Origin of the sequence: Streptomyces globisporus (genome assembly GCF_003501885.1) — a bacterium.
GTDB classification, from domain to species: Bacteria; Actinomycetota; Actinomycetes; order Streptomycetales; family Streptomycetaceae; genus Streptomyces; species Streptomyces globisporus_D.
Window position 1 is genome coordinate 1 of record NZ_QWFA01000295.1, and the last position, 5009, is coordinate 5009.

Annotated in this window: 8 protein-coding genes; 5 read left to right on the top strand and 3 right to left on the bottom strand. The window is 65.1% G+C overall.

Annotated features, from left to right (window positions below):
• The first annotated feature begins 441 nt into the window (after positions 1 to 441).
• Both D3105_RS32170 and D3105_RS34810 read left to right on the top strand, forming a co-directional pair.
• Positions 442 to 747, top strand: coding sequence for a sigma factor (locus tag D3105_RS32170; protein ID WP_165891121.1), 306 nt, complete (start codon positions 442 to 444; stop codon positions 745 to 747).
• 30 nt (positions 748 to 777) lie between these two features.
• On the top strand, positions 778 to 936 hold the full coding sequence (locus D3105_RS34810) for a hypothetical protein (protein ID WP_165891122.1): 159 nt from the start codon (positions 778 to 780) through the stop codon (positions 934 to 936).
• Here the strand turns inward: D3105_RS34810 and D3105_RS32175 are convergent.
• A complete protein-coding gene (locus D3105_RS32175) occupies positions 926 to 1762 on the bottom strand; it encodes an alpha/beta fold hydrolase (protein WP_118906384.1) in 837 nt (278 codons plus the stop codon). The genes D3105_RS34810 and D3105_RS32175 overlap by 11 nt on opposite strands.
• Before the next feature lie 192 nt (positions 1763 to 1954).
• Between D3105_RS32175 and D3105_RS32180 the strand changes: the two genes are divergently transcribed.
• Both D3105_RS32180 and D3105_RS32185 read left to right on the top strand, forming a co-directional pair.
• Positions 1955 to 2722 (top strand): transposase, encoded by a 768-nt coding sequence (locus D3105_RS32180; RefSeq protein ID WP_118906385.1) that lies wholly within the window; start codon positions 1955 to 1957, stop codon positions 2720 to 2722.
• A gap of 85 nt (positions 2723 to 2807) precedes the next feature.
• Complete coding sequence (locus D3105_RS32185) at positions 2808 to 3338, top strand: hypothetical protein (RefSeq protein ID WP_118906386.1); 531 nt, start codon at positions 2808 to 2810, stop codon at positions 3336 to 3338.
• A gap of 9 nt (positions 3339 to 3347) precedes the next feature.
• Here the strand turns inward: D3105_RS32185 and D3105_RS32190 are convergent, their stop codons facing one another.
• The gene (locus D3105_RS32190; protein ID WP_098020682.1) at positions 3348 to 4049 is read right to left on the bottom strand and encodes a hypothetical protein; all 702 of its coding nucleotides are present in this window, start codon (positions 4047 to 4049) and stop codon (positions 3348 to 3350) included.
• A 123-nt stretch (positions 4050 to 4172) separates the two neighbouring features.
• Positions 4173 to 4376, bottom strand: a complete 204-nt coding sequence (locus D3105_RS32195; RefSeq protein WP_098020680.1) for a hypothetical protein — start codon at positions 4374 to 4376, stop codon at positions 4173 to 4175.
• On the opposite strand from D3105_RS32195, the gene D3105_RS32200 reads away from it, so the two are divergent.
• Positions 4356 to 4811: a Mu transposase domain-containing protein gene (locus D3105_RS32200; RefSeq protein WP_118906387.1), complete on the top strand. Its 456-nt coding sequence runs from the start codon at positions 4356 to 4358 to the stop codon at positions 4809 to 4811. The two genes, D3105_RS32195 and D3105_RS32200, sit on opposite strands and share 21 nt — an antisense overlap.
• Positions 4812 to 5009 lie beyond the last annotated feature (198 nt).

A 5009-nucleotide genomic window follows, 5' to 3' on the forward strand; every position in this document is an offset into this window, starting at 1 on the left:
CGCGATACCCGCCGAACTCCCCGACACCGCCGAACCCACCCTGGCCGCACGCCTGTTACCCGCCACCCCACGCCCCCTGCCCTGCCCGGAACCCCGGGCCACATCATCGCCCTGTCCGGGCGGCGCGTCTGTGATCCGTCCGGTCCGGTACCGGCCCGTGACACAACATCACGCCTGAAACTCGGTGAGTCGGAGTCCGGAGACTAGGGCACAGTCACCAGAACCGGCGGAAATCGGCGACGAGGGGAGCAGCCGACTAGCGCGGCGACTGGCCTGCGACTTCGCCTGGCGAACGACGGGCCGATGAGGGTCTGAAAAAGAATGTGTCCGAGGGTGTCCGAACGGCTTCGTTCCCTCGTAGAACAAGGTGTGCGGCGCAATCGCACCGCACACCCGCCTCCCGGCTCTCCTGCCGGGGTCGGGCAAATGAATGGGGAAGCCGTGAACTCCACGACGTCTCTGTGCGCGACGTGTTGCCTGCTCGGGACCTTCCCCGAGCAGACCACCGTCGTGCAGCAATGCAAGGGAGCCGCCGGCTCCGCCATCGGCTCTTACGACACGCTCGGTGTGATCTGCACGCTCGACGCAGAGTTCACCAGGTTCGTGGCGGAGACCGAAACCACGCTCTACCGGCACGCCTACCGCCTGTGCGGCAACCATGCACAGGCGCAGGATCTGGTGCAGTCGGGTTACCTCAAGACCTGGACCAGTTGGCTGGCCCACGGACCCAAGGACCCGGATCATTAGAGGGCTCTGGCTTACATCACTATCAGGCACGTGTACTACGACTCCTTGAAGAAGAAGTCGAACGGGTACGTGCCAACCGACCTCGCCGATTACGACGTGGCCGGTGACGATGTGATCGACGAAGAGCTCATCTGCCAGAAGGGGTGCCAAGCGCCGCCGAACCGCTCGAACGACAAGCTCATCCCTTGATGAACTCGATGATTTGCGGGGCGATCTTCTTTGGAGCCATGACGACGGCGCCATGGTTGAGTCCGGGCAGAGTGCGGTGGTCGGCCTGCGGCAGGATCTCGGTGACGGCGAGGGCGGCGCGCTGGAATGCGGCTGGACTCTTGCCACCGGTCAGCACGCGGGTGGGTAGGGCCACCCCTTTCCACTCCTCGGCATCGAGCGGCTTGCCTTGCTGGGTATCGCCCATGACCGCGATGTCATAGGGGAGAGTGCTGGCCAACTTGGTGAGGTTTGCCCACATCTTCGGCATGAGCTTCATGAAGAACACGGCGGTGCCGGGCATGCCCTGCACCCTGGTCATGAAGTACTTGACCGCGTCGCTGTGCCGGCCCTCCGCAAGCAACGCGGTGATCTGCTGCGCGAGGTCCTTAGGCGGTCCGTCGTCGCCTTCGCCGACTACGAACGGCGGCTCGTACAGAGCCAGGCGGTCGACGTTGACTCCGGCCGCGGCCGCGCGCAGGGCGAGGACCGCCCCGGAGGACGAGCCGAACAGCGACGCCGAACCGCCGACGTGTTCGACCAACGCGGCGATGTCTTCAATCTCGCGGTCGGGGGCGTAAGTAGCGGCGTCCCCGCTGGCACCGCGTCCGCGCCGGTCGTAGTTGATCACAGTGAAGTGGTGGGCGAGGAGAGTCGCGAGTTTGGCTGTGTCCGAGCGGTCTGCCAGTGCCGAGGCAACCAGGACGACGGCCGGCCCGCGGCCCGACTGCTCGAATGCGATCTCGGTGCCGTCGGCGGAGGTGACTCGGGCCTCGGCTCCGGACGACTGCTCTCGCGCTGTTGCCATGTTTGTCTCTCCAGTTCACGTAAGGGCCGTACTGCTGTGGTGTGCGTTGCTGCCAATAGGACCCCCGCAGTGCAGGAAACTCATCGGTGCGCCAGGCTTTCGGTGCCGAAGTCCTCGTATCTCGGAGAGGACGAACTTCCTCACGCAGAATCGAGGGCATGGGGCGGCAGCGGCAACTGGGATGATCCAGTTGTGACTGGTGTGATTACGGCATCGCAGCCGTCCTGGATAGCCCCGGTCACCGGGCTGAGCCAGCGTTCCTTCGGCAAGCTGGTGACGGTTCTGCGGCGCGAGGGTGCGGACGCCGTCGGTAGAGGGCGGCCGTGGAGCCTGCCTCTGGAGGACCGGACGCTGCTGGTCGCGGCTTACTGGCGAACAAACTTGACGATGCGGCAACTCGCACTGCTCTTCGGTGTGTCGAAGTCCGCAGCAGACCGGATCATCGACCATCTCGGGCCGATGATCGCGCTCCGGCCACGCAGGTCTTTCGACAGGGGCACCGTACTGATCGTGGACGGGGCACTCGTGCCCACCAGAGACCACACCATCGCCGAGCGGTCCAAGAACTATCGGTACTCCACCAACCACCAGGTTGTCATCGACGCTGACACTCGCCACGTCGTCTTGGTGGGCCGCCCAGTACCCGGCAACCGCAATGACTGCAAGGCATGGGAGGACTCAGGGGCCAAGGCTGCCGTTGGCACGACCATCACCATCGCCGACGGCGGCTATCCGGGCACCGGACTCGTGATGCCTCACCGGCGCCGCAAAGCCGAGGAGCTGCCCGACTGGAAGGAGGCCCACAACAAATCCCACAAGCAGGTCCGCGCCCGGGTCGAGCACGTCTTCGCCCGCATGAAGAACTGGAAGATCCTCCGTGACTGCCGCCTCAAAGGCGATGGTGTCCACCACGCCATGCTCGGCATCGCCCGGCTGCACAACCTCAACCTCTCCGGCTAGATAAGCGGCCGGATTGATCGCCTCCCACGTTCCCGTCCGTCAGAGATCATTTACGGGACAGCCCTTAGGCATCAAGGGAGGCAAGGTGGCGATCAAGATCCCCTCATCACTCGCTGTGGACGAGGTGGAGTCCATCGCACTCGCCGCACTGCAGGATCCGGCCCTTCGAGTGGTCGTGGCCCTGTCTGGCATCCACGCGCTGCCCGCCCGCCAGATTCGCTCAATGCTGGTCGAGCACGTGGACCTGCCGGGACGGCGACTTGACCCCGAGGGCTTGAATCGTCCCCTTGACGACTACACCGCCGAGGCGATCACCGAGTACCTCGCCTATCGCCACCGGCAATGGCCCAACAGCACCAACTCACATCTGCTGATCACCAGGAACACCGCCACCACCGCGACGGCTGTGAGCACGTTCTGGATGGACAAGTTGGTCAAGAGATTGCCCGTAGGCATCGACCAACTGAGGCAGGACCGCATCCTCGAAGAAGCCCTTGCCAACGGCGCCGACCCCCTCCACCTCGCCCACGTCTTCTCCCTCGGGGCCAAGGCCAGCCTCCGCTACACCAGCGCAGTGGCTGAATCGGAAGCGGAGCAGGAACTGAACACCCGCTGATCTTGAGTTTTACTCCGCAGGGAGCCGTCGCCGACCCTCCGGGGTGAAGGTGAAGGTCTGGCGGAAGGGCCCTGTTCCGAAGCGCACTGCAAGCAGGAGGGGTTCCTGGTGCTCAGATGGCCATGATTGCTCGGCTCCCGGAGCACTGCCGTTCCAGAGATCGAAGGACACCATCGGTTCCTCCGCGTTCTCCGTCAGGTAGCCGAGGGTCTTGCCGTAGTAGGGGTTGTTGCCGCCGAACAGCATGGACGGGGTACCGAACTCGTCGACGACGTCCGACCACACACGGTCCTCACCCGCCCACTGACGGACCGAACCCTGCAGGACTGAGTATTCCTCAGGGTCCAGTACACGGTCAGGCTTGAGCCAGCCACGGTGGTGCGCGAACTCGGCATACACCGAGGCAATGACGTACTCGTGACATCGCTCCGGGATCAGGTCACGGAACATGCCCGCGAGGCCGGTGCTGGACCCGGCGCCGCGATCGTTCCACATGCGCCGCTGGTCGGCCAATGCCTCGGGCTGGCACTCGACGAACAGCAAGTGATCCATCAGCATGCGGAAGGCCAGTTCCTTTCCGTACATTCCGGGACGGCGCAAGGCCAGGTTCAACTGGTCGACGAGATACGCACGTATCTCGTCAGAGGCTGCAAGCGATCTGGAAGTAGGCACACCACAGTTTCGCGCAAAGTGCCGCCGGATCGCGATCATGGACCGGCCACTCTCCACCTGTGCCGGCTCCAGGCCCTTCGCCCACTCCCATTCACTGTCGCAACCCGTCCCTTCAAGACGGCAGAACCGCCTTCGAGCCCCTGAGTTTGCGCGACGGAGCCTTCAGATTTTCTGAACCCACGGAAGATCGGGTTCGACGCCTTCTACTGCCGGCCCGGCGTCGAGGGCGCCCATGAGAAGGGCGGCGTCGAGCACGAGGGCGGACGGTTCCGCCGCTCGCACCTGGTCCCGGTCCCCGAGGTCGACACGCTCGCGGAACTGAACGAGAAGATCGAGCAAATCGAGATGGCCGAGGACGTCCGGCACATCGACAACCGTCCCACCTCGGTCGGGTTCGACTTCGACTACGAGGCGCCGTTGCTGGCCCCCCTGCCGTTCGAGGAGTTCGACATCGGGCTGACGCTGACGCCGAAGGTCGACAAGACCTCCCGGATCACCGTCCGGCAGAACAAGTACTCCGTCCCGGCCCGCTTCATCGGCACGAACGTCCGGGTCTCGCTGCGGGCGGACGAGGTCTGGGTCTTCGAGCGCAACAAGCTCGTGGTCCGCCATCCGCGGCTCGCGGGCCGCTACGGCTTCCGCGATCTGCTGGACCACTACCTGGAGATCCTGCGGCACAAGCCCGGCGCCCTGGAGCACTCCACCGCCTGGCAAGCGGTTGATCGGCTGCCGTGGGAGCGGCCACTCACGACCGCGACCGCGTCATCCAGGAATGGGAAGCCGTCCGCGACGCAGCCGTAGCCACCGCACAGGCCCAGGAAGCCCAGGAAACGGCCCCAGCGCGGTTCTGAGCGCCGATCCCCCGCCCCGACGTAACCCGGTCACCTGGGGCGGGGATTGGCGCTCAGCGGCCCGTACAGCCGATCATCGACCTCGGGCGGGCTTGTACGGCGGCTAACGCTGGGAGGGGGGTTTGTTGGTGTGCGGTGGGGCGGCTGG